Source organism: Pseudomonas sp. Mb7, from assembly GCF_054790525.1.
Genome location: NZ_CP186501.1, coordinates 4112146 through 4136546, shown reverse-complemented (window position 1 = coordinate 4136546; position 24401 = coordinate 4112146). Strand labels below are relative to the sequence as shown.

The following is a 24401-nucleotide window of genomic DNA, read 5'->3' as shown; positions in this document are numbered from 1 at the left end:
TTACAAGATTATTCGCATAAAAATAGAAAACAAGCCTTTTTAATGGCAATATTTTGTTTTATCTACAACGAGTGACCTGAATCAACTGGTCCGAATGGTCAAAAAAGCCGTCTGTCATTCCAACAACAACGGCGTTTGATCAGCATAGACAATCAGGTCGCCACATCCGTTAGCCTGGAGTTCTACACATGCATCCCCGCGTCCTTGAGGTCACCGAACGGCTTATCGCCCGCAGCCGCGCCACGCGTCAGGCTTACCTTGCACTGATTCGCGGCGCCGCCACTGACGGGCCGATGCGCGGCAAGCTGCAATGCGCCAACTTCGCCCACGGCGTGGCCGGTTGCGGCAGCGAAGACAAGCACAGCCTGCGGATGATGAACTCGGCGAACATCGCCATTGTTTCTTCGTATAACGACATGCTCTCGGCGCACCAGCCGTATGAAGTCTTCCCGGAACAGATCAAGAACGCCCTGCGCGAAATCGGCTCGGTCGGCCAGTTTGCTGGCGGCACGCCGGCGATGTGCGACGGTGTGACCCAAGGCGAGCCGGGCATGGAACTGAGCCTGCCGAGCCGCGAAGTGATCGCCATGTCGACCGCTGTGGCGCTGTCGCACAACATGTTCGACGGCGCGCTGATGCTCGGCATCTGCGACAAGATCGTGCCGGGCCTGATGATGGGGTCGCTGCGTTTCGGTCACCTGCCGACGATTTTCGTCCCGGGCGGGCCGATGGTCTCGGGGATTTCCAACAAGGAAAAAGCCGATGTGCGTCAGAAGTACGCCGAAGGCAAAGCCACCCGCGAAGAGCTGCTGGAATCGGAGATGAAGTCCTACCACAGCCCGGGCACGTGCACCTTCTACGGCACCGCCAACACCAACCAGTTGCTGATGGAAGTCATGGGCCTGCACTTGCCGGGCGCCTCTTTCGTCAATCCGAACACGCCGCTGCGTGATGCGCTGACCCGTGAAGCCGCGCACCAAGTGACGCGTCTGACCAAACAAAATGGCAACTTCATGCCGATCGGTGAAATCGTCGACGAGAAGTCGCTGGTCAACTCGATCGTTGCGCTGCATGCCACCGGCGGCTCGACCAACCACACCCTGCACATGCCGGCCATCGCCATGGCGGCGGGCATTCAACTGACCTGGCAGGACATGGCCGACCTCTCCGAAGTCGTGCCGACCCTGAGTCACGTTTACCCGAACGGCAAAGCCGACATCAACCACTTCCAGGCAGCGGGCGGCATGTCGTTCCTGATCCGCGAACTGCTCGGCGCCGGCCTGCTGCACGAAGACGTCAATACCGTGCTCGGCCACGGCCTTAGCAAATACACCAAGGAACCGTTCCTTGATAACGGTGAACTGGTCTGGCGCGAAGGTCCGGTCGACAGCCTCGACGAAAACATCCTGCGCCCGGTCGCCCGTGCATTCTCGCAGGAAGGCGGTTTGCGGGTGATGGAAGGCAACCTCGGTCGCGGTGTGATGAAGGTGTCCGCCGTCGCCCTGGAAAACCAGATCGTCGAAGCACCGGCGATGGTGTTCCAGGATCAACAGGATCTGGCCGACGCGTTCAAGGCCGGACTGCTGGAAAAAGATTTTGTCGCCGTGATGCGCTTCCAGGGCCCGCGTTCCAATGGCATGCCCGAGCTGCACAAGATGACGCCGTTCCTCGGCGTGCTGCAGGATCGCGGCTTCAAAGTCGCGCTGGTGACCGACGGGCGGATGTCTGGCGCCTCGGGGAAAATCCCCGCAGCGATTCACGTCAGCCCGGAAGCTTATGTCGGTGGCGCTTTGGCGCGCGTGCAAGAGGGCGATATCATCCGCGTCGATGGCGTCAAAGGCACCTTGGAACTGAAGGTCGACGCCGCAGAATTTGCAGCGCGCGAACCCGCCAAAGGCCTGTTGGGCAACAACATCGGCAGCGGGCGCGAACTGTTTGGCTTCATGCGCATGGCCTTCAGCTCGGCGGAGCAGGGCGCCAGCGCCTTCACTTCTGCCCTGGAGACGCTTAATTGAAACTGGCTTTGGTCGGTGATATCGGAGGCACCAACGCGCGGTTTGCGTTGTGGAAAAACCAGCAACTGGAATCGGTTCAGGTGCTGGCCACGGCCGACCACGCCAGCCCGGAAGAGGCGATCAGCCTCTATCTGAGCGGGCTCGGTCTGGTGCCGGGTTCGATCGGTTCGGTGTGCTTGTCCGTGGCAGGTCCGGTCAGTGGTGATGAATTCAAATTCACCAACAATCACTGGCGCTTGAGTCGCACAGCGTTCTGCAAAACCTTGCAGGTCGAGCAGTTGTTGCTGGTCAACGACTTCTCGGCGATGGCGCTGGGCATGACCCGTTTGCAGCCCGGCGAATTCCGCGTGGTCTGCGAGGGCACGCCAGAGCCGTTGCGTCCGGCGGTGGTGATCGGCCCGGGCACTGGCCTTGGCGTCGGCACCTTGCTCGATTTGGGCGAAGGCCGTTTTGCGGCATTGCCGGGTGAGGGCGGGCATGTTGATTTGCCGTTGAGCAGTCCGCGTGAAACGCAGCTGTGGCAGCACATCCACAACGAAATCGGCCATGTCAGCGCCGAAACTGCGTTGAGCGGCGGTGGATTGCCACGGGTTTACCGGGCGATCTGTGCGGTGGATGGGCATGAGCCAACGCTTGATACGCCGGAAGCGATCACGGCGGCAGGTCTTGCGGGTGATCCGATTGCCCTGGAAGTGCTGGAGCAGTTCTGCTGCTGGCTCGGCCGTGTGGCCGGCAACAACGTGCTGACCACGGGCGCACGTGGCGGGGTGTATATCGTCGGTGGTGTGATTCCACGCTTCGCCGATTTCTTCCTCGAAAGCGGTTTTGCCCGCAGCTTCGCTGACAAAGGTTGCATGAGCGATTACTTCAAAGGCATCCCGGTGTGGCTGGTGACAGCGCCGTATTCCGGACTGGTTGGCGCGGGTGTGGCTCTGGAACAGGCAGGCTGAAGCGTGAGATCGTTCCCATGCGCAGCAAAGGAATGCAGCCCGTGACGCTCCGCGTCACTGGACGCGGAGCGTCCCCAGAGGCATTCCCACGCAGAGCGTGGGAACGATCAGCGTGGGAACGATCGGTTCATCAGGCATAATCCGCCCCAATTCCAACAACAAGGATGCCTTCGAAGTGAGCTCAGTCAACAAGTCGATATTGTTGGTCGATGACGACCAGGAAATACGCGAGTTGCTGGAAACCTACCTGACCCGCGCCGGGTTTCAGGTACGGGCCACCGCCGACGGTGCCAGTTTCCGTCAGGCCCTCAACGAGGCGCCGAGCGATCTGGTGATCCTCGATGTCATGCTGCCCGACGAAGACGGCTTCAGCCTGTGCCGTTGGGTGCGTCAGCATCCGCGTCAGGCGCAGGTGCCGATCATCATGCTCACCGCCAGTTCCGACGAAGCCGACCGCGTGATCGGTCTGGAACTCGGCGCCGACGACTACCTCGGCAAACCCTTCAGCCCCCGCGAACTGCAAGCGCGCATCAAGGCATTGCTGCGTCGTGCGCAATTCGGTCAGGAGCGCAGCGGCAGTGACGTGCTGGCCTTCGACGAGTGGCGGCTGGACATGGTCAGTCACCGGCTGTTTCACACCGACGGCGAGGAAGTGATTCTCTCCGGTGCCGACTTCGCCCTGCTGAAACTGTTTCTCGATCACCCGCAGGAAATTCTCGACCGCGACACCATCGGCAACGCCACCCGTGGCCGCGACCTGATGCCGCTCGATCGCATCGTCGACATGGCCGTCAGCCGTTTGCGCCAGCGTCTGCGCGACACCGAGAAACCGCCACGACTGATTCGCACGGTGCGCGGCAGCGGCTACCAACTGGCAGCCAACGTGGTTGCCGGCAATGGTCACTGAGTCGCTGCGCAAATTCGCCGCTAAAGTGCCGATGCCGCGTTCGCTGCTCGGGCGGATGTTGCTGCTGACGTTGCTCGCGGTGCTGTTCGCGCAGACCTTGTCGAGCGTGATCTGGGTCTCGCAACTGCGCGCTACGCAGCTCGAAGGCCTGGTCACCAGCGCCCGCAGCCTCGCCCATTCGATGACCGCCAGCGTCAGTTACTTCCGCTCGTTGCCGGTGGCTTATCGGCCGTTGGTGCTCGATCAATTGCGCAGCATGGGCGGCACGCGATTCGTGGTGACGCTCAACGACAAGCCGTTGGGCATGGACGTGCTGCCGGTGACGCCGCGCAAAGCGGCGGTGATGAAAGCCGTCGACGAGGTGCTGCGGCAGACGTTGGGCCATGACACCGATATTTCGGTGACCTTCGTCAGTCCTGAGGATCTGCGCATCTTCAATGCTGGGCTGAAACTCGATGAGCTGCCACGCTCCTGGGCGCATTACGCGTTGACCCTGGAGCCGGTGAATCCGCCCGTGTTGGTCACGCAGATTCAAATGGCCCCGGGCGAATGGCTGTACATCGCCTCGCTGTTGCCGGAGCCGTACACCAGTCTTGAAGAGCAAGGCCTGCCCTCGCAACAGGTGTGGTTCATCGTCCTCACCAGTGGATTCCTATTGCTGTTTATCGGCCTGCTGGTGCATTGGCAGAGCCGGCCGCTCAAGCGTCTGGCGCGGGCGGCGCGGGATTTGTCGCTAGGTGCCGACGTCGAGCCAGTGGCTGAGGGCGGCGGCAGTGAAGTGGTCGAAGTAGGCCGCGCCTTCAACACCATGCGCGAGCGCATCAGCCGCTACCTCACCGAGCGCAGTCAGTTGTTCAGCGCGATCTCCCATGACCTGCGCACACCAATCACCCGTTTGCGCTTGCGCGTCGAATTGCTTGAAGACGAAAAGCTGCAGGCCAAGTTCGGCCGTGATCTGGATGAGTTGGAACTGCTGGTCAAAGGCGCGCTGCAATGTGTGAAGGACACCGACATCCACGAGAACATCGAACCGGTGGACTTGAACCATGTACTCGACTGTCTGGTGGAACCGTATCTGGCGCCGAACGGCAATGGCCGCGTGACGCAGCAGGGCAAGGCGCTGGCGGCTTATCCGGGCAAGCCGCTGGCGTTGAAACGCTGCATCGGTAACCTGATCGACAATGCGTTGAAGTACGGGCAAAACGCGCATTTGCACATCGACGACGATGAGCGCGCGTTTGTTCTGCACGTCGACGATGAAGGGCCGGGTGTTCCAGAGCAGCGGCTGGAGCAAGTGTTCGAACCGCACTTCCGTCTGGCGGGGCAGCAGCAGGGTTATGGCTTGGGGTTGGGCATCGCGCGCAATATTGCCCACAGCCATGGTGGGGAAGTGACGCTGCAGAATCTGCGTGAGGGTGGGTTGCGGGTGACCTTGCAGCTGCCGCGTTCGGCGGATTGAGTCAAAAGCTTTCCCTCACCCTAGCCCTCCCGAAACGTCGGACCGCCCAGAGGGAGAGGGCTGGGGTGAGGGGTAGCTCTTTGTCACCGCTCAGTGACAAACCCCGCCCCCTTCGTTACAAGCCCACCCCGACCCGTTGTTTAGACTCCCCGCAGTCATAACAACAAAAAAGGCCACCCATGGATCTCTTCCACCCCGGCTTCAGCAGTTGGCTGAACGCCCCTGCCCACCAGCAATGGCTCGCCGCCGAAGGCCTGCGCCTGCTGGATTTCGCCAAGGCATCGAAACTGCCCGAAGGCTTTGGCAACCTCGACGAGCGCGGCCGTCTGCCAGCGAACGCACAAGCCGAAACCATGAACACCGCGCGCATGACCCACAGCTTCGCCATGGCCCACATTCAGGGTTTGCCGGGTTTTGCCGAATTGGTCGATCATGGCATCGCCGCCCTGCGCGGGCCGTTGCGTGATGCCCTGCACGGTGGCTGGTTTGCGGTCGCCGAACACCGCGATGACAACACCGGCAAGAACGCCTATCTGCATGCCTTCGTTGCGCTTGCGGCCAGCTCTGCGGTGGTCGCACAGCGCCCTGGCGCACAGGCGTTGCTGGATGATGCGATTGACATCATCGACACGTATTTCTGGAGCGAAGAAGAGGGCGCGATGCGCGAATTCTTCAATCGCGACTGGAGCGAAGAAGAAGCCTATCGCGGCGCCAACAGCAACATGCACGCGACCGAAGCGTTCCTTGCGCTGGCCGATGTCACCGAAGATCCGCGCTGGTTAATTCGCGCGCAACGCATCGTCGAACGCGTCATTCACGGGCACGCCGCCGCCAACGGTTACATGGTCATCGAGCACTTCGACCGCGACTGGCAGCCGCTACGCGAATACAACCACGACAATCCCGCCGACGGCTTCCGCCCTTACGGCACCACGCCGGGCCACGGTTTCGAATGGGCGCGGCTGCTGCTGCACCTCGAAGCGGCGCGGGTGCAGGCCGGAATGCTCACGCCCGGTTGGCTCGCCACCGATGCGCAAAAACTGTTCGAGAACAATTGCCGCAACGGTTGGGACGTCGATGGTCTGCCGGGCATCGTCTACACCCTCGACTGGGACAACAAAGCCGTCGTTCGCCATCGCCTGCATTGGACGCACGCCGAGGCCAGTGCCGCTGCCAGCGCCTTGCTCAAACGCACCGGCGATGCGCAATACGAAACCTGGTACCGGCTGATCTGGGAATTCTGCGAAACGTATTTCATCGACCGTTGCGACGGCAGTTGGCGCCACGAGCTCAATCCGCAAAACCTGCCAAGTGCCGATATCTGGCCGGGCAAACCCGATCTGTATCACGCCTGGCAAGCCGTGCTGATCCCTCGTCTACCCTTGTCACCGAGTATGGCAACGGCTCTGGCGCAGTTGTCCCAGAGCGTTGCCATGTGACCAATCATGTAACCATGTAGTGACATTTGCGCGTCCCTTCGTTACCTGCGAAGGGAAACGTCCTGTTTAAACTCCTGTGCAGCGCAAGCACCAGACTTGCATGCATAACAACAAGAAAGGTACATCTCAGATGAATGCGATTTCTCGCCTCGCTACTGTCATTTCTGTCGCCTCCCTGTTCCCGCTCGCAATTCTGCCTCTCAGTGTTTCCGCTGCCGAATCCAAAGGTTCGGTCGAAGTCGTGCACTGGTGGACGTCCGGTGGCGAAAAAGCTGCCGTTGATGTGCTCAAGGCGCAAGTCGAAAAAGACGGTTTCACCTGGAAAGACGGCGCTGTCGCCGGTGGTGGCGGTGCCACTGCCATGACCGTGCTGAAAAGCCGTGCAGTCGCCGGCAACCCGCCTGGCGTTGCTCAGATCAAAGGCCCGGACATCCAGGAATGGGCGTCGACCGGCCTGCTCGACACCGACGTGCTGAAAGACGTCGCCAAGTCGGAAAAGTGGGACAGCCTGCTCGACAAGAAAGTCTCCGATACCGTGAAGTACGACGGTGATTACGTGGCCGTACCGGTGAACATTCACCGTGTGAACTGGCTGTGGATCAACCCGGAAGTATTCAAGAAAGCCGGTATCACCAAGAACCCGACCACCCTCGAAGAATTCTATGCCGCTGGCGACAAGCTGAAGGCTGCGGGCTTCATTCCGCTGGCCCACGGCGGTCAGCCTTGGCAGGACAGCACCGTGTTCGAAGCCGTGGTGCTCTCGGTCATGGGTGTCGATGGCTACAAGAAAGCCCTGGTTGACCTGGACAATGCCGCGCTGACCGGCCCGGAAATGGTCAAGGCGCTGACCGAGCTGAAGAAAGTCGCGACCTACATGGACGCCGATGGCAAAGGTCAGGACTGGAACCTGGAAGCGGCCAAGGTCATCAACGGCAAGGCCGGTATGCAGATCATGGGTGACTGGGCCAAATCCGAATGGACCGCTGCCAAGAAAGTCGCCGGCAAGGATTACGAGTGCGTAGCCTTCCCGGGCACCGACAAGGCGTTCACCTACAACATCGACTCGCTGGCCGTGTTCAAGCAGAAGGACGCAGGCACTGCGGCCGGTCAGCAGGACATCGCCAAAGTCGTGCTGGGTGAAAACTTCCAGAAAGTCTTCAGCATCAACAAAGGCTCGATCCCGGTTCGCAATGACATGTTGAACAACATGGACAAGCTCGGTTTCGACTCCTGCGCACAGACTGCAGCCAAAGACTTCCTGGCGGACGCCAAGTCCGGCGGCCTGCAACCAAGCATGGCGCACAACATGGCGACCACGCTGGCGGTGCAAGGCGCGTTCTTTGATGTCGTGACCAACTACATCAACGATCCGAAAGCGGACCCGGCCGACACCGCCAAGAAACTGGGCGCAGCGATCAAGTCGTCCAAATAAGCGTCGGTAGCACAGGCTTCTCCTGTGGGAGCGAGCCTGCTCGCGAAGGCGTTGTGTCAGTTGCTCCATCCGTCGACTGACACCGCATTCGCGAGCAGGCTCGCTCCCACAAGGGATCTCACTGTAGTTTTTATTCCCTGTACTGGATTTCCCCATGAGTTCTGTTGCTGTGTTCAGCAAGGCCTCGCCGTTCGATGCATTGCAACGCTGGCTACCCAAACTGGTGCTGGCGCCGAGCATGTTCATCGTGCTGGTGGGCTTCTATGGCTACATCCTGTGGACGTTCATTCTGTCGTTCACCACCTCGACCTTCCTGCCCAACTACAAGTGGGCCGGTCTGGCGCAATACGCGCGGTTGTTCGACAACGACCGCTGGTGGGTCGCGAGCAAAAACCTCGCGGTGTTCGGCGGCATGTTCATCGGTATCACTCTGGTGATCGGCGTGTTGCTGGCGGTGTTCCTCGACCAGCGCATCCGTCGCGAAGGCTTTATCCGCACCATTTACCTGTACCCGATGGCGCTCTCGATGATCGTTACCGGTACCGCGTGGAAATGGCTGCTCAACCCGGGCATGGGCCTGGACAAATTGTTGCGTGACTGGGGCTGGGAAGGCTTCCGTCTCGACTGGCTGATCGACCCTGATCGCGTGGTTTACTGCCTGGTGATCGCCGCTGTCTGGCAAGCCTCGGGCTTCATCATGGCGATGTTCCTCGCCGGCCTGCGTGGCGTTGATCAATCGATTATCCGCGCTGCACAGATCGATGGCGCGAGCATGCCGACGATCTACTGGAAAGTGGTGCTGCCAAGCCTGCGTCCGGTGTTCTTCAGTGCGGTGATGATTCTGGCGCACATCGCGATCAAGAGCTTCGACCTCGTCGCGGCGATGACCGCTGGTGGCCCGGGTTATTCCTCCGACCTGCCGGCGATGTTCATGTATTCCTTCACCTTCAGTCGCGGCCAGATGGGCATGGGCTCGGCCAGTGCGATTCTGATGCTCGGTGCGATCCTCGCGATCATCGTGCCTTACCTGTATTCCGAGCTGAGGACCAAGCGCAATGACTAGTCTCGCTGCCAAACCTGCTATCAGCCTGAGTCGCATCGCGATCTACGCGGTGCTGATCATCGCCGTACTGCTTTATCTGGTGCCGCTGGTGGTTATGTTGCTGACCAGCTTCAAGACCCCGGAAGACATCAGCACCGGCAACCTGCTGAGCTGGCCGACCGTGGTCAGCGGCATCGGCTGGGTCAAGGCCTGGGCCACGGTTGACGGTTACTTCTGGAACTCGATCAAGATCACCGTTCCGGCGGTAATCATCTCCACCGCCATCGGTGCGTTGAACGGTTATGTGCTGTCGTTCTGGCGCTTCCGCGGTTCGCAGTTGTTCTTCGGTCTGTTGTTGTTCGGCTGCTTCCTGCCGTTCCAGACCGTGCTGCTGCCGGCCTCGTTCACCCTCGGCAAGATGGGCCTGGCGAGCACCACCACCGGTCTGGTGTTTATTCACGTGGTTTACGGTCTGGCGTTCACCACGCTGTTCTTCCGTAACTACTACGTGAGCATTCCGGATGCACTGGTGAAAGCTGCACGCCTGGATGGCGCGGGGTTCTTCACGATTTTCCGCCGCATCATTCTGCCGATGTCGACGCCGATCATCATGGTTTGCCTGATCTGGCAGTTCACCCAGATCTGGAACGACTTCCTGTTCGGTGTGGTGTTCTCCAGCGGTGATTCGCAACCGATCACGGTGGCGTTGAACAACCTGGTCAACACCAGCACCGGCGCCAAGGAATACAACGTTGATATGGCAGCGGCGATGATCGCCGGCCTGCCGACCCTGCTGGTCTATGTGGTCGCAGGCAAGTATTTCGTGCGCGGGCTGACAGCCGGCGCAGTCAAGGGGTAATCATGGCAACGCTCGAACTTCGCAACGTCAACAAGACCTACGGTGCCGGCCTGCCGGACACCCTGAAGAACATCGAACTGTCGATCAAGGACGGTGAGTTCCTGATCCTCGTCGGCCCGTCGGGCTGCGGCAAGTCGACCCTGATGAACTGCATCGCCGGCCTGGAAACCATCACCGGCGGCGCGATCATGATCGGCGACCAGGACGTCAGCGGCATGAGCCCGAAGGATCGCGACATCGCCATGGTGTTCCAGTCCTACGCGCTGTACCCGACCATGAGCGTGCGCGAGAACATCGAATTCGGTCTGAAGATCCGCAAGATGCCGCAGTCGGCGATCGACGAAGAAGTCGCGCGCGTCGCCAAGCTGTTGCAGATCGAACACCTGCTGAACCGTAAGCCGGGTCAACTCTCCGGTGGTCAGCAACAGCGTGTGGCGATGGGCCGTGCCCTGGCGCGGCGACCGAAGATTTATCTGTTCGACGAACCGTTGTCCAACCTCGACGCCAAGCTGCGCGTCGAGATGCGCACCGAAATGAAACTGATGCACCAGCGCCTGAAAACCACCACGGTCTACGTGACCCACGACCAGATCGAAGCGATGACCCTGGGCGACAAAGTGGCGGTGATGAAGGACGGCATCATTCAGCAGTTCGGCACGCCGAAAGAGATCTACAACGATCCGGCCAACCTGTTCGTCGCGAGTTTCATCGGTTCGCCGCCGATGAACTTCATTCCGCTGCGCCTGCAGCGCAAGGACGGCCGTCTGCTGGCGCTGCTCGACAGCGGCCAGGCGCGTTGCGAGTTACCGATGAGCATGCAGGACGCCGGGCTCGAAGATCGCGAAGTGATCCTCGGCCTGCGCCCGGAGCAAATCGTACTGGCGAACGGCGAGGGCAATGGCCTGCCGAGCATTCGTGCCGAAGTGCAGGTGACCGAGCCGACCGGTCCGGACACTCTGGTATTCGTCAACCTCAATGAAACCAAAGTCTGCTGTCGCTTGGCGCCGGATGTGGCACCGCAGGTGGGCGAGAACCTGACGCTGCAATTCGATCCGTCGAAAGTGTTGTTGTTTGATGCCAACACCGGTGAGCGCCTCGGCACTGCCGGGCAACCACAGACCGATGCGCGGTCTGCGAACGTCGCCCAATTCAAAGGCCGCTGAAGATCGATGCTGGAATGCGGTCATGTGGGAGCTGGCTTGCCAGCGATGAGGCCGGCACATCCAACATGGATGTCGCCTGAAGCACCGCCATCGCTGGCAAGCCAGCTCCCACAGGGATTGGATTCCAAAAGGAGCACGCGGTGGATTGCCTGTAATCCATCGCACTTTATGTAAACCGCGTTAGATAAAAACAGTTAATAACAATAAAGACGAGGATGTAGGGATGAAAAAGAAACACGTCAATGCCCGGTTGATCTGCCAAGTGTCGGCTGCGGCGGCCTTGGTGCTGGCCGGTAACGCCATGGCGGCGGATGCCTTCAGTTCCGATTCGAAATGGATGACCGGCGACTGGGGTGGCGAGCGTACCAAGCTGATCGAGCAGGGTATCGATATCAAGGCTGACTACGTTGGGGAAGTCGGTGGCAACCTGAACGGTGGCTACAACGACGACAAGACTGCGCGTTACGCTGATCAGTTCGGTCTGGGCGTGGCACTCGATCTGCAAAAGCTGTGGGGCTGGGATAACACTCAGGCGAAGATCCAGCTGACCAACCGTAACGGTTACAACATCTCCAACGACCGCGTTGGCGATCCGCGTGCCGGCACCTTGAGTTCGTCGCAAGAAGTTTACGGCCGTGGCCACATGGTGCGTCTGACCCAGTTGTGGATTCAGCACCAGTTCTTCGACAACAAACTCGACGTCAAGGCTGGTTACTTCGGTGAAGGCGAAGACTTCAACACCTTCCCGTGCGACTTCCAGAACCTGGCGTTCTGCGGCTCGCAAGTGGGTAACTGGGCCACCAACATCTGGTACAACTGGCCGGTCAGCCAGGCTGCTATCCGCGTGAAGTACAACATCAACGACGAGCTCTACGCGCAAATCGGTGCGTACAACCAGAACCCGTCGCAGCTGGAACACGGCAACGGCTTCAAACTCAGCGGCAGCGGCACCAAAGGTACCGTTCTTCCGGTCGAGCTGGTCTGGTCGCCGAAGGTCAACAGCCTGCCGGGCGAATACCGCGTCGGTTACTACAAGAGCACGGCCGATGCCGACGACGTTCGCGAAGACGTCAACGGTTTCGACGCTGCTACTACTGGCGATGCCTACAAGACCCACAGCAGCAAAAGCGGCTACTGGTTCGTCGCGCAACAGCAACTCACCAGCCACAACGGTGATGCGACCCGCGGTCTGAACATCGCGGCCAACGCCACGTTCCACGACAAGGACACCAACTTCATCGACAACTATCAGTCGGTGATGTTTGTCTACAAAGGCCCGTTCGACGCGCGTCCGAAGGATGACGTCGGTATCGGCGCGGCACGTATCCACGTCAACGACGACGTGAAGAAAAACGCCGAACTGCTGAACGCTTCCAACGGTGTGTCGGACTACGACAATCCGGTGTTCTCGCCAATTCGTGAAACCGAATACAACTACGAGATCAACTACGGCTTCCACGTCACCAACTGGCTGACCGTACGTCCTAACCTGCAGTACATCACTCACCCGGGTGGTGTGGATGAAGTGGACAACGCATTGGTCGCTGGCCTGAAAATTCAGTCTACGTTCTAACGCGTCTGCGATAAGCTCCTCTCTATGTGCGCATATTTGCGGACAGCCAAGGCTGTCCGCTTTTTTTTGGGGGCGGCGCACCCCTGTGAAAGACGAGTTCAGGATCGTGGCAAATGCATGAGCATCCGCTACAACGCTTCTTCAAATCCCTGCGTGAACAACCGGTGTTCGCCTGGGAGCGCTATCAGATGCGCGACGTGTTGGTGATCGATCACCCGCTGTGTCAGGCGGTGTTCAGTCGTCAGGGCGCGCAGTTGCTGCACTTTCAGCCGCGCGGGCAAAAGCCGTGGTTGTGGTGTGCGGCGAAGTGGCCGCATGTGGGTGCCATTCGCGGTGGCGTGCCGGTGTGTTGGCCGTGGTATGGCCGTCATCCCAGCGAAAACGCCTGGCCATCGCATGGTTGGGCGCGACTGCTCGACTGGAAGTTGCTCGACAGCAGCAGCGCCGAAGATGGCGTGCGCCTGCACTGGCAATTGCAGCTGTGCGACTGGCAGGTTGACCTGCATGCACATCTGGGCGAACGCATGGAACTGCGCCTGAGCACCGAGCATCAGGACGATATGCCGTGCCAGTTGAGCCAGGCTTTGCACGCTTACTGGCGTATTGGCGATGTCGGCGAGATAGCGCTGTCTGGGCTTGAAGGTGCGCAGGGCTATGACCAGTTGAATCGCCAGGTTTGCCAGCAGGAAGGCGAGTTGCGGGTGGATGGCGGCTGTCAGCGGGTGTTCCAGCATGACGGCGAATTGCAGCTGAAAGATCACGCCTGGCAGCGTGAGTTGTGCATTGATACCGGTGACAGTGCGGACACGGTGGTCTGGCATCCGGGCGCGCGGCCGTTGTTGGGCGTGAGCTGGGATGAGATTTCGGAGTTTGTCTGTGTGGAAGCGGCGGCGGGTGGGACGGACAGCTTGCACCTGGCGCCGGGGGAGAAGGCGCATTTGAGTTTGCAGGCGTGGGCGGCGGCTTGATGATCGTTCCCACGCAGAGCGTGGGAACGATCAACCCCTGTAGGAGCTGCCGAAGGCTGCGATCTTTTACGCGAAGCGTCCTAATTAAACTCGTCACCCACCGGATACCGGCTGGCATTCAAACTCTCTTTGATCTTGCGCAAATGCGGCTGGAAATCCACCCCGCGACGCAACGTCATCCCGGTCGCCAACACATCCAGCACCGTCAACTGAATGATCCGCGAAGTCATTGGCATATAAATGTCGGTGTCTTCCGGCAACGGAATATTCAGGCTCAAGGTACTGGCCTTGGCCAGCGGCGAATTCTCCGCCGTCAAACCCAACACCGAAGCCCCGTTCTCGCGAGCAATACGTGCCACCTCGACCAACTCGCGGGTGCGGCCGGTGTAGGAAATAATCACGAACAACTCACCGGTGTGCGCCACCGACGCAATCATCCGCTGCATCAACACATCAGCATGCGCGGTCACCGCCAGGTTGAAGCGGAAGAACTTGTGCTGCGCATCCAGTGCCACCGGTGCCGAAGCGCCGAGGCCGAAGAAGTGGATCTGTCGCGCCTGAATCAACAGGTCGACAGCGCGGCTGATCAGGTTCGGGTCCAGCGCCTGACAGGCACTGTCCAGGGACGCGATGGCGCTGCCGAAAATCTTCTGCGTGTAGGCCTCGGGATTGTCGTCGGCCTCGACCGCGCGGCTGACATACGCCGCGCCGCTGGCCAGACTCTGCGCCAGTTGCAGCTTGAGTTCGGGATAGCCGCTGACACCGAACGAACGGCAGAAACGGTTGACCGTCGGTTCGCTCACCGAGGCTGCCTGGGCGAGGGCGGCGATGCTGAAGCGGGTGGCCTGCTGCGGGTTGAGCAGGATCACCTCGGCGACTTTGCGTTCGGCCTTGTTCAGGTCTTCAAGGCGACTCTGGATCTGTTCCAGTAAATTTCGCACGCGGTCCATATGGAATTCCTAATTCACCTGCGCAAAGGTGCGCCGGGCTATGCAAATTGGGCCTTTGATATGGCCCGTAACGGTGGCCTATCCTACTGATGGCTCCGACCGACCACCACTCGGAATCTGTATTTTGCGAAAATGTTGTGGTTATTACTACATTTTCCCTTGAGTGATGCCTTGAAAAAAGGTATTTGTAGCTTAACTTGATAAAAGAACAAACATCATGCCTTCGATTACGGTTGAACCGTGCACCTTTGCCTTGTTCGGCGCGCTTGGCGATCTGGCCCTGCGCAAGCTGTTTCCTGCCCTTTATCATCTCGATGGCGCCGACCTGCTGCACGAGGACACGCGCATCATCGCGTTGGCCCGTGAAGAAGGTTCCGAGCAACAGCACATGGCGTTCATCGCCGCCGAACTGCGTCGTTATGTGGGCAAAGAGCTGGACGAGGCCGTCGCCGAGCGTTTTCTCGCACGCCTGACCTACCTGCACGTCGACTTCCTCAAATCCGAAGATTACGTGGCGCTGGCCGAACTGGCTGGCAGCACGCAACGCATGATTGCCTACTTCGCCACCCCTGCGGCGGTGTACGGCGCGATCTGCGAAAACCTGGCGAAAGTCGGTCTGGCAGAAAATACCCGCGTGGTACTGGAAAAGCCGATCGGCTCCGACCTCGAATCCTCGCGCAAGGTTAACGACGCCGTGGCGCAGTTCTTCCCGGAGAACCGTACCTACCGCATCGACCACTACCTGGGCAAAGAAACCGTTCAGAACCTGATCGCCCTGCGTTTCGCCAACAGCCTGTTCGAAACCCAGTGGAACCAGAATTACATCTCCCACGTGGAAATCACCGTGGCCGAGAAGGTTGGTATCGAAGGCCGTTGGGGCTACTTCGACAAGGCCGGCCAACTGCGCGACATGATCCAGAATCACCTGTTACAGCTGCTTTGCCTGATTGCCATGGACCCGCCGGCCGACCTGTCCGCCGACAGCATCCGCGACGAAAAGGTAAAAGTGCTCAAGGCGCTCGCGCCGATCAGTCCGGAAGGCCTCACCACACAGGTGGTGCGCGGCCAGTACATCGCTGGCCACAGCGAAGGCAAATCCGTACCGGGTTACCTCGAAGAACCGAATTCCAACACCCAGAGCGACACCGAAACCTTCGTCGCTTTGCGTGCCGATATCCGCAACTGGCGCTGGGCCGGCGTGCCGTTCTACCTGCGGACCGGCAAGCGCATGCCGCAAAAACTGTCGCAGATCGTCATCCACTTCAAGGAACCGTCGCACTACATTTTTGCGCCGGAACAACGCCTGCAGATCAGCAACAAACTGATCATCCGCCTGCAACCGGACGAAGGCATTTCCTTGCGCGTGATGACCAAAGAGCAGGGCCTGGACAAAGGCATGCAACTGCGCAGCGGCCCGCTGCAACTGAATTTTTCCGACACCTGGCGTAGCGCGCGGATCCCCGATGCCTACGAGCGGTTGTTGCTGGAAGTGATGAACGGCAATCAGAACCTGTTTGTCCGTAAAGATGAAATCGAAGCCGCGTGGAAATGGTGTGACCAGCTGATTGCCGGGTGGAAAAAATCCGGTGACGCGCCCAAGCCGTATGCGGCCGGGTCGTGGGGGCCGATGAGCTCCATTGCATTGATCACGCGGGACGGGAGGTCGTGGTATGGCGATATCTGATGTGCAACTGCCTGCGGGCGTGAACGCTCACGAATTCAAGAGCCCGGTGTTGTTGGCCGAAGGTCTGGCGCTGAACGTCGCCAAGCAATTGAGCGACGCCATTGCTGCACGCGGCAACGCGGTGCTGGTGGTGTCCGGCGGTCGTAGCCCGGTGGCGTTTTTCCAGCACCTGGCCAAGCAGGAACTGGACTGGTCGAAGGTCGTCGTGACCCTCGCCGACGAGCGCTGGGTACCGGTTGAACATGCCGACAGTAATGCCGGTTTGCTCAAGCAATACCTGCTCAAAGGCCCGGCAGCCAAGGCGCAGTTCCTCAGCCTGTATAGCGCGGCGGCCAACGTCGAGCAGGCTGCTGAACAGGCTGATCGCTTGCTTGCCGAATTGCCGCCGATTGACGTGCTGGTATTGGGCATGGGCGATGACGGTCACACCGCGTCGCTGTTCCCCGACAGCCCGAACCTCGCCGAAGCGCTGCAGGCTGATGGCACGCGCCGTTGCTGGCCGATGCTGGCGCCAAGCGTGCCGCGTCAACGCCTGACCATGAGTCGTGCGCTGCTGGCCTCGGCCAAACACAAGATTCTGTCGATTTCCGGTCAGTCGAAACTGACCACCCTGAATGCCGCGCTGGCATCCGACGTCGCCGCCATGCCGGTGCGCGCGTTTCTGCAACCTACGTTAGAGATTTACTGGTGCCCATGAGCCAAGGAACAGCCGCTATGACAACCCCATCCCCGACCGTTTCCATGGCGGACAAAGTTGCCCTGATCGACAGCCTCTGCGCCAAGGCGCGGATCCTGCCGGTGATTACCATCGCTCGCGAACAGGACGTGCTGCCACTGGCTGACGCTCTGGCTGCCGGTGGCCTCACCGCGCTGGAAGTGACCCTGCGTTCGCAGTTTGGCCTCAAGGCCATCCAGATCCTGCGCGACCAGCGTCCGGAATTGATGACCGGTGCTGGCACCGTGCTCGATCGCAACATGCTCGCGGCTGCCGAAGCCGCTGGCTCGCAGTTCATTGTCACCCCAGGCATCACCCGCGACCTGCTGGAAGCCAGCGTCGACAGCCCGATTCCGCTGTTGCCGGGCATCAGCAACGCCTCGGGCATCATGGAAGGCTACGGTCTGGGTTATCGCCGCTTCAAGCTGTTCCCGGCTGAAGTCAGCGGTGGTGTAGCAGCAATCAAGGCCCTCGGCGGTCCGTTCGGCGAAGTGAAATTCTGCCCGACTGGCGGCGTCGGCCCGGCCAACATCAAGAGCTACATGGCGCTGAAAAACGTCATGTGCGTGGGCGGTAGCTGGATGCTTGATCCGGAGTGGATCAAGAACGGCGACTGGGCCCGTATTCAGGAATGCACCGCTGAGGCACTGGCGCTGCTGGACTGATTGTTACCAGACACTTCGTTGTGTGTTCTACGGCTTTACGGTGCGCTTGGTCGGTGCACCGTTTTTTTTTGCCTGAAAATTGCTGTGTAGAAGTCATGTAGGAGCTGTCGAGTGAAACGAGGCTGCGATCTTTTGACCTTGCTCTTGAGCGCCAACATCAAAAGATCGCAGCCTTCGGCAGCTCCTACATCGACACCGTTACGACGCGATACATAGTTACCGCACAGCCGCGTTTGCGTGGCGCTAATCTGCGTTCATCTTACGGAAGAGAGAACGCCTCATGGATGACCATCAATCAGTAGTCTTGCCACACCCACCTCTGCGGCAACGGACCATTCAAATCCCTGGCAGCTTCGATTGGCGCAAAACCGAAGGCAAGGAGCGCAACATCAGTAGCGGTGTCGAAGGCCTGCCACTGGTTTTGCGTCTGACCCTGGTCGATCTCATGACCGGTGAGCCGGTGGTTGGCGCCCGGGTCTGGATCGAACAGCACATTGGTGCCGATACGCTGTGTGGAACCCAGTCGACCGACAGTCAAGGCATCGTACGGTTTACCAGTATTTACCCGGATCGACCCTCTGGTGGTGCTTCGTGCATCGCCATGACCGTGTGCATCGCCAGCGACGATCAACATTCGCAAGCACTTCACGAAGCCTGGAACGGACGGCTGCATCTGCCCTGTGCCTGCCGCTGTGAGACCATCGGAAATGACGCCTCGCGGCTGGAGTTGCGACCGATTGCCGGGGCAGGCGTGGAGGATGGCTACTTCGGTTGCCAGACGATCGGCGTCGACACATTTGCGGTGTCGTCGCAGATCGGCCTTGCGGGCTACGAAAAGTCCACGGGCGCGGTGTTTTAGCGCAGCTCGTTCAGCGCCCGCACCAGTAACTGCATGTCGGCAGCGGTGGTGGTCAGCCCCGGTGTAATGCGGATGCTCGGCCCGCTGGCTGCGCCATGGCGCACCACGGTGAACAGGTTGTAGTCGTTGAGCAGACGTTCGGCCATCGCCTGTTGATCGTCGTGTCGAGTGAAGCGCATGGATGTGATGCCGCAATACAGCCGAGGGTCGTCTGGCGTCATCACTTCGATGCCCGGCAAGTGCCGCACCGCGCTGACCCAAAGGTTGCGCAGATAATTCAGGCGAGCGCCCTTGGCTGGTGCGCCGCCGAGGGAACGGTGCTCCTCGAACACCAGCGGCAAGGTCATCAGCGCCGGAATGTTGGGCGTGCTGTACGAAGTGCGCGCACGGATGTCATTGCCCGGGTAATGCATTTCGCCCATGTCCGGATCAATGTCGGCCAGGCGGTGTGGCGCGATATAGAGGAAGCCGAGGGTGAGCGGTGCGCCGATCCATTTGTGCAGGTTGTATCCGGCGAAAGCGATGCCGAGGGCATCAAGATCGAACTCGATCTGACCGAGTGCATGGGCGCCATCTAGGATGACATCGACGCCATGCTCTTTGGCCAGCGCGGCGATGGCTTGCACCGGCATGACCAGACCGGTGCGGTGAGTGACGTGAGTCAGGGCCATCAGCTTGACTTGCGGATGACCGACGAAGGCTTCGCGGTAAGTCTCCACCAGGCTGTCGTAGCTCGTCGGGTGCGCGTGAGCAATCTCGATCACTTCAGCGCCGCGCTGCCTGGCGAGCCAGCGCATGGCGCCTTTGACCGTGTCGTATTCCAGATCGCTGATCAGCACCTGATCGCCCGGTTGCAAGCGGTTGTAGTTGCGAATCAGCGACTGCAGGCCTTCGGTGGCATTGCGGGTGAACGCCACACTCTGCGCGCGCACGCCAATCAACTCGGCCAGTTGCGCGCGAATATCGAGGTTGTCGTGCTGCTCGAAACGCTGGCGCACGTACACCGAGTTGCTGGTGTTGATCAGCTCGATGTTGCGCTGGTATTCCTCGATCACCGTGCGCGACATGCGCCCGAAATAACCGTTTTCCAGGTTCACGGGGCCGGGTTGAACGTCGTAACGATCGGCGAACGTTCGCCAAAAGGCTTCGTCACGGGCGCGGCGGGTGTTATCGGGCATGGTCGGCTGACTCAAGAGAGAGGAGGGCGCTTCAATGGCGCGGAGCAGGTTTGCCGTGTTTGGCGCGCAGCGGTTCGAGCAGGTCCGAGAGGCCGTTATGGTCGATCTCCTGCATCAGTGCGAGCAAGCCACCGAGTTCGCCGTGCGGGAAACCTTCGCGGGCAAACCAGTTCAGGTATGGCCCCGGCAGGTCAGCAATGATCCGGCCTTTGTATTTACCGAAGGGCATTTCGCGGGTTATCAGCAGTTCGAGTTTTTCAGGATTCATCGGTGAGATCGTCTGGCTTCAAATCAGCTTGGAAAATACAGGCATTCTGCATGCAGGCCAAATGACAGATCATGCAAATAACCGTGATGCAGATAGTTCACTTATCTTTAACTAACTGATTTATAAGTATTTTTTAAAAATAAAAAAGCTGGCATGCACACTGCAATATCCCTTGCATCTTCAACCAATCGCAAGGAATTGAAAAATGACCGACATGAATAAAGAAGCCATCTCTGTACTCAATGACCTGATTGAAACCAGCAAGGACGGTCAGGAAGGGTTCAAGACTTGCGCTGAAGACATCAAGCACCCAGAACTGAAAACCCTGTTTGTAACTCGCTCCGCTGATTGCGCCACCGCTGCAGCAGAACTGCAAGCCGAAGTTCGCAAGCTGGGCGGCGATCCGGAAACTTCCACCAGCGTCAGCGGTGACCTGCACCGTCGCTGGGTCGACGTCAAAGCCATGTTCACCGGCAAAGACGAAGAGGCTGTACTGAACGAAGCAGAGCGCGGTGAAGACCATGCGCTGAAGGCCTACAAAGAAGCCCTCGAGAAAATCAGCAAGCATAATCTGGTAGGTATTCGTGACCTGGTTGAACGCCAATACCACGGCGTACAACGCAACCACGACCAGGTGAAAGCCCTGCGTAACCAGGCTCGCGCTCGTTCGTAAGCGTTTGCCGGTTATAAAAAACGCCAGCTAGTCTGGCGTTTTTTGTGTCTGGAAAAAGCACAAGCCCCTCACCCTAGCCCTCTCCCGGAGGGAGAGGGGACTGACCGAGGTGGCTGTTGGAGATACACCGACTTGAGCGATCTGAGGTGAACTCAGGTTTTGAAAAGCACGAAGATCGGCTCCCTTTCCCCCTCGCCCCCCTGGGGAGAGGCTGGGGTGAGGGGGAAAAGCTTTACCTGACACCCCGCTAATCAATCAGCCAATGCTAATCGCCGGCAAAGTCGGCAACGTCACCGTCTGCTGCTTACGCGGCGCCAGAATCTCAGCCTCACCATCCACCACCAGCTCATCACGCTGGTTGAACACACGAGTGGCAATGCGCACGCGAAACTTCGGTAGCTTCTCGAGAATTTCCAGGCGCACGGTCAGCGTGTCACCGATCTTCACCGGCTTCTGAAAGCTCATCTGCTGACCGATATAAATAGTGCCGGGCCCAGGCAGCTCGCAGGCAACGGCGGCACTGATCAGCGCACCGCTGAACATACCGTGGGCGATACGCTCCTTGAACATGCTGGCGGCAGCGAACTCGGCGTCCAGGTGCACCGGGTTGTGGTCGCCCGACATCGCGGCGAACAGCTGGATGTCGCGCTCTTCGACGGTCTTGCTGTAGCTGGCGGTCTGGCCGACTTCGAGGGCTTCGTAAGGGATGTTGGTAACCTGGGTCATCGGTCTCGATTCCTGTGACGGATTCAGTGAATCCACAAAAAATTATTCGCTGCGATGAGGTCGCGGATGGCTCAAGGCCTGATCGATCCAGGCCAGCACATCAGCGATCACTTCGTCGCGGTTGGTTTCGTTGAACAATTCGTGCCGCGCCTGCGGGTAGATCTTCAGTTGCAGGTGCTGGCTGCCGGCCGTGCGCAACGCATTAGCCAGATCTGTCAGACGCTTGCCTTCACTCACCGGATCACATTCGCCGCCGATTACCAGCAGCGGCAGGCCCGGGTCGATCTGGGCGAGATTGGACGCTTTGCTGATCTGCTGCAAGCCGCCGAGCAGGTCGATCCACAGTTGATTGGTGCAGCGAAAGCCACACAGTGGGTCGTTGGCGTACAGGTCGACCTCGGCCGGGTCGCGGCTCAGCCAGTCGAACGGTGTGCGCGCCGGTTTGAACTTGTTATTGAACGAGCCGAACGACAGCCACTCGATCAACGCGCTGCGACCCTTGCCACCCTGACGCAGTTTTTCCAGGCGAGCGATCTGCCGCGCAGCGCGGTACAGCGCAACGGGTTGAAAGTTGGAACCACTGAGAATCGCCCCGTGCAGGCTGGCGCTGTGATGCAGCAGATAACCTTGGGCGAGGTAGCTACCCATACTGTGCCCCAGCAGGATGATCGGCACACCAGGGTGCTGCTGGCCGATGTGCTGATTGAGGCTGGCTAGATCGCCGAGTACTTTGCACCAGCCGTCGTCATCGGCGAAGTGGCCGAGGGTACCGTGATTGGCGGTTTTGCCATGTCCGCGTAAATCCGGCGCGTACACGCCATATCCTTTGTCGCAAAACGTGTCCGCCAATCGCGCATAGCGGCCGCTGTGTTCGGCCATGCCATGGGCCAGCAGGATCACCGCTTTCAACGGCGCCGCCGGCAGCCATTGATTGACGAACAGGCGGCTGCGGTCACTCGCGTCCAGCCATAGGGTGTCGTGGATCATGGCGATTCCTTTGCTCAAAGTCGGATCATTGTATAGCGCGTCTGATCAGCCCACGCCACGGCAGGAAGATTCACACGATCAATGACGGCTTTGGCCATATTTGCCTCAATGGCCATAACTGCTAGTGTCCGTGAAGCTCCGCTTTTTCAGAAATGACAGAAAGCGGCCCGGATCGGCTCAGGTAAAGAGGACAAGAACAATGCAACCTGATTTCTGGAACGACAAGCGCCCGGCCGGCGTACCGCTGGACATCGACATGGGTGAGTTCAAGTCGGTGATCGAGGTGTTCGAGCGTTCCTGCAAGAAGTTCGCTGATCGCCCGGCGTTCAGCAATATGGGGATCACCCTGACTTACGCTGAACTTGAGCGGCAGAGCGCCGCCTTCGCCGGTTACCTGCAGGCGCATACCGATCTGGTTCCGGGCGATCGCATCGCCGTGCAGATGCCCAACATCCTGCATTACCCGATTGCCGTGTTCGGTGCACTGCGTGCCGGGCTGATCGTGGTCAACACCAACCCGCTGTATACCGCACGGGAGATGCGCCACCAGTTCAAGGATTCCGGCGCGCGGGCGCTGGTGTACCTGAACATGTTCGGCCAGAAGGTCCAGGAAGTACTGGCCGACACCGACATCCAATACTTGATCGAAGCCAAAATGGGCGACCTGATGCCCACCGCCAAGGGCTGGCTGGTCAACACCGTGGTCAGCAAAGTGAAGAAAATGGTCCCGGCGTATTCGCTGCCGCAGGCCATCTCCTTCAAAAGCGCACTGCGCATGGGCCGAGGTCTGGGCATCAAGCCGCTGAAGGTCAGCCTCGACGACATCGCCGTGCTGCAATACACCGGTGGCACCACCGGGCTGGCGAAAGGCGCGATGCTCACCCACGGCAATCTGGTGGCGAACATGCAGCAAGTGCGCGCCTGTCTCGCGCAACTCGGCCCGGACGGGCAGCCGCTGCTGCGCGAAGGCCAGGAAGTGATGATCGCACCGCTGCCGCTTTATCACATCTATGCCTTCACCGCGAACTGCATGTGCATGATGGTTTCCGGCAACCACAACGTGCTGATCACCAACCCGCGCGACATTGCCGGCTTCATCAAGGAGCTGAAGAACTGGCGCTTCTCCGCGCTATTGGGCCTGAACACCTTGTTCGTGGCGCTGATGGATCACCCGGATTTCAAGACCCTCGATTTCTCCAGCCTGAAGCTCACCAACTCAGGCGGCACCGCGCTGGTCAAAGCCACCGCCGAGCGTTGGGAACAGATGACCGGTTGCCGCATCACCGAGGGTTACGGCCTGACCGAAACCTCGCCAGTGGCCTGCACCAACCCGTACGGCGACCAGTCGCGGCTGGGCACGGTCGGCTTGCCGGTGCCGGGCACGTTGCTCAAAGTCATCAACGATGACGGTGTCGAACAGCCGATGGGCGAGCGCGGCGAGTTGTGCATCAAGGGCCCGCAGATCATGAAAGGTTATTGGCACAAGCCTGAGGCCACTGCCGAAGTGCTGGATGCCGAGGGCTGGTTCAAGTCCGGTGACATTGCGGTGATCGATCCGGACGGTTTCGTGCGCATCGTCGATCGCAAGAAGGACATGATCATCGTCTCCGGTTTCAACGTTTATCCGAACGAGATCGAAGACGTAGTGATGGCGCACCCGAAGGTCGCCAATTGCGCGGTGATCGGCGTGCCGGACGAGCGTTCCGGGGAGGCGGTGAAGCTGTTTGTGGTGGCGCGGGAAACCGGGGTCAGTCTCGAAGAACTCAAGGCTTACTGCAAAGAGAATTTCACTGCGTATAAGGTGCCGAAACACATCGTGTTGCGTGAGTCATTGCCGATGACGCCTGTCGGGAAAATTCTGCGGCGCGAGTTGCGCGATATCGCGTAAA

22 protein-coding genes are annotated in these 24401 nt (G+C 59.6%); 17 read left to right on the top strand and 5 right to left on the bottom strand.

From position 1 onward, the window contains the following. The first annotated feature begins 188 nt into the window (after positions 1-188). The 11 genes from edd (at position 189) to ACOYXH_RS18615 (ending at position 13807) form a co-directional block, all read left to right on the top strand. The gene (edd, locus tag ACOYXH_RS18665; protein WP_053123026.1) at positions 189-2015 is read left to right on the top strand and encodes a phosphogluconate dehydratase; all 1827 of its coding nucleotides are present in this window, start codon (positions 189-191) and stop codon (positions 2013-2015) included. Then, positions 2012-2965: a glucokinase gene (locus tag ACOYXH_RS18660; RefSeq protein WP_460409865.1), complete on the top strand. Its 954-nt coding sequence runs from the start codon at positions 2012-2014 to the stop codon at positions 2963-2965. The genes edd and ACOYXH_RS18660 overlap by 4 nt, the downstream gene beginning before the upstream one ends. Positions 2966-3140: 175 nt before the next feature. After that, on the top strand, positions 3141-3872 hold the full coding sequence (locus tag ACOYXH_RS18655) for a response regulator (protein ID WP_003227460.1): 732 nt from the start codon (positions 3141-3143) through the stop codon (positions 3870-3872). Further along, on the top strand, positions 3862-5331 hold the full coding sequence (locus ACOYXH_RS18650; RefSeq protein WP_095048190.1) for an ATP-binding protein: 1470 nt from the start codon (positions 3862-3864) through the stop codon (positions 5329-5331). Before ACOYXH_RS18655 ends, ACOYXH_RS18650 begins: the two co-directional genes overlap by 11 nt. A 179-nt stretch (positions 5332-5510) precedes the next feature. Next, positions 5511-6770, top strand: a complete 1260-nt coding sequence (locus ACOYXH_RS18645; RefSeq protein ID WP_095048189.1) for a D-mannose isomerase — start codon at positions 5511-5513, stop codon at positions 6768-6770. A gap of 130 nt (positions 6771-6900) precedes the next feature. Continuing rightward, positions 6901-8202: an ABC transporter substrate-binding protein gene (locus tag ACOYXH_RS18640; RefSeq protein ID WP_016983700.1), complete on the top strand. Its 1302-nt coding sequence runs from the start codon at positions 6901-6903 to the stop codon at positions 8200-8202. 154 nt (positions 8203-8356) lie between these two features. Then, on the top strand, positions 8357-9265 hold the full coding sequence (locus tag ACOYXH_RS18635) for a carbohydrate ABC transporter permease (protein WP_095048188.1): 909 nt from the start codon (positions 8357-8359) through the stop codon (positions 9263-9265). Next, the gene (locus ACOYXH_RS18630) at positions 9258-10103 is read left to right on the top strand and encodes a carbohydrate ABC transporter permease (RefSeq protein WP_093430462.1); all 846 of its coding nucleotides are present in this window, start codon (positions 9258-9260) and stop codon (positions 10101-10103) included. The genes ACOYXH_RS18635 and ACOYXH_RS18630 overlap by 8 nt, the downstream gene beginning before the upstream one ends. Positions 10104-10105: 2 nt before the next feature. Then, positions 10106-11266 carry an ABC transporter ATP-binding protein gene (locus ACOYXH_RS18625; protein ID WP_095048187.1) on the top strand — a complete coding sequence of 387 codons (1161 nt, stop codon included), beginning with the start codon at positions 10106-10108 and terminating at the stop codon, positions 11264-11266. Between the two features lie 223 nt (positions 11267-11489). Further along, positions 11490-12839, top strand: coding sequence for a carbohydrate porin (locus ACOYXH_RS18620; protein WP_095126181.1), 1350 nt, complete (start codon positions 11490-11492; stop codon positions 12837-12839). Between the two features lie 113 nt (positions 12840-12952). Beyond that, complete coding sequence (locus ACOYXH_RS18615; protein WP_064391715.1) at positions 12953-13807, top strand: D-hexose-6-phosphate mutarotase; 855 nt, start codon at positions 12953-12955, stop codon at positions 13805-13807. An 80-nt stretch (positions 13808-13887) separates the two neighbouring features. Here the strand turns inward: ACOYXH_RS18615 and ACOYXH_RS18610 are convergent, their stop codons facing one another. Then, a complete protein-coding gene (locus ACOYXH_RS18610) occupies positions 13888-14748 on the bottom strand; it encodes a MurR/RpiR family transcriptional regulator (RefSeq protein ID WP_171057240.1) in 861 nt (286 codons plus the stop codon). A gap of 226 nt (positions 14749-14974) precedes the next feature. Between ACOYXH_RS18610 and zwf the strand changes: the two genes are divergently transcribed. From zwf to ACOYXH_RS18590, 4 genes are all read left to right on the top strand, one after another. Further along, positions 14975-16441 carry a glucose-6-phosphate dehydrogenase gene (gene zwf, locus ACOYXH_RS18605; RefSeq protein ID WP_064119140.1) on the top strand — a complete coding sequence of 489 codons (1467 nt, stop codon included), beginning with the start codon at positions 14975-14977 and terminating at the stop codon, positions 16439-16441. Further along, positions 16428-17138, top strand: a complete 711-nt coding sequence (gene pgl, locus ACOYXH_RS18600) for a 6-phosphogluconolactonase (protein ID WP_095048185.1) — start codon at positions 16428-16430, stop codon at positions 17136-17138. The genes zwf and pgl overlap by 14 nt, the downstream gene beginning before the upstream one ends. A gap of 17 nt (positions 17139-17155) precedes the next feature. Continuing rightward, on the top strand, positions 17156-17821 hold the full coding sequence (locus ACOYXH_RS18595; RefSeq protein ID WP_008082815.1) for a bifunctional 4-hydroxy-2-oxoglutarate aldolase/2-dehydro-3-deoxy-phosphogluconate aldolase: 666 nt from the start codon (positions 17156-17158) through the stop codon (positions 17819-17821). A 280-nt stretch (positions 17822-18101) separates the two neighbouring features. Next, positions 18102-18680, top strand: a complete 579-nt coding sequence (locus ACOYXH_RS18590) for a peptidase associated/transthyretin-like domain-containing protein (protein ID WP_220556891.1) — start codon at positions 18102-18104, stop codon at positions 18678-18680. On the opposite strand, the gene ACOYXH_RS18585 is transcribed toward ACOYXH_RS18590, so the two are convergent. Continuing rightward, complete coding sequence (locus ACOYXH_RS18585) at positions 18677-19858, bottom strand: aminotransferase class V-fold PLP-dependent enzyme (protein WP_095048183.1); 1182 nt, start codon at positions 19856-19858, stop codon at positions 18677-18679. The two genes, ACOYXH_RS18590 and ACOYXH_RS18585, sit on opposite strands and share 4 nt — an antisense overlap. Positions 19859-19889: 31 nt before the next feature. Next, on the bottom strand, positions 19890-20126 hold the full coding sequence (locus ACOYXH_RS18580; RefSeq protein WP_003227425.1) for a DUF3820 family protein: 237 nt from the start codon (positions 20124-20126) through the stop codon (positions 19890-19892). Positions 20127-20331: 205 nt separating this feature from the next. On the opposite strand from ACOYXH_RS18580, the gene ACOYXH_RS18575 reads away from it, so the two are divergent. Continuing rightward, positions 20332-20799: a ferritin-like domain-containing protein gene (locus ACOYXH_RS18575; RefSeq protein ID WP_016983691.1), complete on the top strand. Its 468-nt coding sequence runs from the start codon at positions 20332-20334 to the stop codon at positions 20797-20799. 255 nt (positions 20800-21054) lie between these two features. On the opposite strand, the gene ACOYXH_RS18570 is transcribed toward ACOYXH_RS18575, so the two are convergent. Together ACOYXH_RS18570 and ACOYXH_RS18565 are read right to left on the bottom strand one after the other, a co-directional pair. Then, positions 21055-21525 (bottom strand): MaoC family dehydratase, encoded by a 471-nt coding sequence (locus ACOYXH_RS18570; RefSeq protein ID WP_003227420.1) that lies wholly within the window; start codon positions 21523-21525, stop codon positions 21055-21057. A 42-nt stretch (positions 21526-21567) separates the two neighbouring features. Further along, positions 21568-22512 (bottom strand): alpha/beta hydrolase, encoded by a 945-nt coding sequence (locus ACOYXH_RS18565; RefSeq protein WP_095048182.1) that lies wholly within the window; start codon positions 22510-22512, stop codon positions 21568-21570. 199 nt (positions 22513-22711) lie between these two features. Between ACOYXH_RS18565 and fadD2 the strand changes: the two genes are divergently transcribed. Next, positions 22712-24400, top strand: a complete 1689-nt coding sequence (fadD2, locus tag ACOYXH_RS18560) for a long-chain-fatty-acid--CoA ligase FadD2 (RefSeq protein WP_095048181.1) — start codon at positions 22712-22714, stop codon at positions 24398-24400. The last annotated feature ends 1 nt before the right edge of the window (position 24401 follow it).